This window comes from uncultured Cyclobacterium sp. (genome assembly GCF_963976465.1).
In the GTDB taxonomy this organism is placed as follows: Bacteria; Bacteroidota; Bacteroidia; order Cytophagales; family Cyclobacteriaceae; genus Cyclobacterium.
This window is the reverse complement of the sequence record NZ_CAXBOC010000643.1, coordinates 1-2,537: the sequence shown is the minus strand read 5'-3', so window position 1 is coordinate 2,537 and position 2,537 is coordinate 1. Positions and strand designations below refer to the sequence as shown.

The 2,537-nt window shown below is 37.7% G+C and carries 2 protein-coding genes; both read left to right on the top strand.

The genetic code is table 11. The features are described 5' to 3' along the window. Nucleotides 1-1,008, top strand: a 1,008-nt coding sequence (locus AAC037_RS23360) for a TonB-dependent receptor (protein WP_339906023.1), incomplete at its 5' end; no start/stop codon positions are given. Between the two features lie 52 nt (nucleotides 1,009-1,060). Further along, nucleotides 1,061-2,347 (top strand): PepSY-associated TM helix domain-containing protein, encoded by a 1,287-nt coding sequence (locus AAC037_RS23355; protein WP_339906021.1) that lies wholly within the window; start codon nucleotides 1,061-1,063, stop codon nucleotides 2,345-2,347. Nucleotides 2,348-2,537: the final 190 nt, after the last annotated feature.

Here is a 2,537-nt window from a genome sequence, read left to right as displayed (position 1 = left end):
GATTACTTGCTTGACAGCAATGGAAATCCAGTGCCAATAGTGGCGCATTTTGACCTGACAGACCCATTTGCCAACCAAATGAGGGATATGAGTAAATACATTTACAGTACAAGCAATTTTGCGCCTTCAAAGCTTAATTCTCATGGTTTTTATATCCAAGAACAAGCCAGTATTGGAAAACTTAAAGTGCTTTTAGGTTTAAGGCAAGAGTTTTACAGTGACGTCCTGAATTATAAAGTAGGAACAGAAGAAGAGGTAACCCAAAATGCTTTGATTCCCCGTCTTGGACTTGTATACAGCCTCAGTCCTAAAATCAATGTCTATGGTACCTATGTACAAGGATTCCAACCGCAAACAGCCACAGTAATCAATAACCCGGACGCGGGAGGCCCATTTGATCCATTAACCAGCGAATTGCTAGAAATGGGGACAAAAAGTGAATGGTTTGATGGAAAATTAAGCGGAAGTCTTGCATTGTATAACCTGAAAGAATGGGGTTCCCTTTACAATGCCAATGAACCGGGCCAACCTGATCTGTTGGTACAAAATGGAGAAGAGGTATCCAAAGGTGTAGAAATTGACTTGGCCGGAAATATCACTCCCAATTGGAGCATAACAGTTAGTTATGCCTTTAATGATGCTGTTATTACACAGAGTGACGATGAAAACCTAATAGGGAGACAAAAACCAAATGCCCCTAGAAATACCGGGAATATTTGGACTAAATACTTGATTAAAGAAGGGAATCTTACAGGCTTAGGTTTTGGTTTTGGTGCCAATTTCGTTTCTGAAAGATACGGATCTTTAGGATCATCCGATAACCCACCTATATTCCCAAGTTATGAATTATTCGATGCTGCCGTTTACTATAAAATGAATCGGTTTCAAATCCAAATGAATGTCAACAATCTGTTTGATAAGACACACTGGGTAGGCGGATACGATTATCTGCGTGCATTCCCGGGTGCACCGAGAAATGCAATGACAACCATCTCCTATATATTTTAAATAATCAAACTACCTTTCTTTAACCATTTAAGAAAGGTGGTTTTACTTTAGTATGAATAAAAACCTTCTCTGGAAAATTCACAATTGGCTGGGCCTGTATACCGGTATTGTCATACTATTTCTGAGTATAACAGGTGCTGCTGCCTTGTTTAGACCGGAAATTGATCAATTGCTTAACCCCAATCTTAGGCAGGTTGAACCTAGTGCTGAAAAAGCTTCATTAACAGAGGCTGTCGCCAAAGTGCTACCCATGCATCCGGACAAATATCTTTTTGAGGTTGAAATGCCAAAGGCCTACTTAGATACCTGGATAATTCGCCTTATGCCGAAAGAAAAGAGCCGGTTGAATCCCATGATTTGGGAAGTTTTCATTAACCCCCATACGGGTGAGGTCCTAGGCGAAAGGAATTATTTTAAATCTTTTAGTTATTTTTTAAGGAACATTCATGTCCGGTTTTATGAAGCGTATTATGGAAGACAAATCGTAGGTTTGGCCGGAATCGCTCTTTTCTTATCCACCATTACCGGTTTACTTATATATGGTAAGTTTATGAAAAAGCAGCCTTTTGGGAAAATTCGCTCTAATAAACTAAGAATTACCCAAGCTGATTTACATAAGTTTATCGGTATAAGTGCTCTTGCTTTCAATATGATGATTGGAATTACAGGAGCATGGTTGGGACTTCAATCTTATATAATGTATGGACTAGATATCCCCCAGCCCAATAATTTCAGCCGAAAAGAAAAGGTTTTTACCGAAAAAGAAGACATGAATTATAGTCTGGATTTCGATGCCATTTATCAAAAGTCTCAGATAGAATTTCCCAATATGATTCCCTGGTTTATACGGCCTACTACCAATGGGGAGGGCATTGTGCAGGTTTTAGGAAATGTACCTGGACAGGCCTATGAAAGGCGTTCTAACAAACTTGTATTTGATAAGCAAAAACAGGAATTGCTGTTTAAGTACAATATCAGTGATCAAAATTTTGGAGCTAAATTATACTATGTTCAGGAGTCTTTTCATTTTGGAGATTTTGCCGGAATCTCATTGAAAATACTATATTTTCTGTTGGCCTTGAGCTCAGGCTATCTTTCTTTGAGTGGCTTTATCATTTATTTAGAGCGTACCAGAAAATTAAAATCAAGGCTTGGAAAAACCATCTCTTTAAAATCTCAACTTAGCCAATGGACCATTGGAATTATGAGCACTATTGTGATTATTGGAATCTTGAGTATGAAGCTGGGTTTAGGTGTTCCTTCTTTACTGGTAGCCATGGCTTTCTATGGTTATCTAATTGCAATAATTGTTAAGAAACTATTACCCAAAGCCAAGTAAAGTACATTTAAAAATCCTTGAAATATGAATACCAAGACAGATAAAATGACAGAACATTATCTAATTCCTCTGCTTTTGTTTTTTGGCAATATATTTAGGGCTTCTTGCTGATTTATTAACTGCCTGATAACCAGTGGAATAATTAACAAAAATATAACACAAAAACCCCGAATTTAGCTGTTTAAAGCTT

Excerpts from the sequence above, each read along its gene's own strand:
- AAC037_RS23355 (WP_339906021.1), top strand. The coding sequence starts at position 1,061 with ATGAATAAAAACCTTCTCTGGAAAATTCACAATTGGCTGGGCCTGTAT.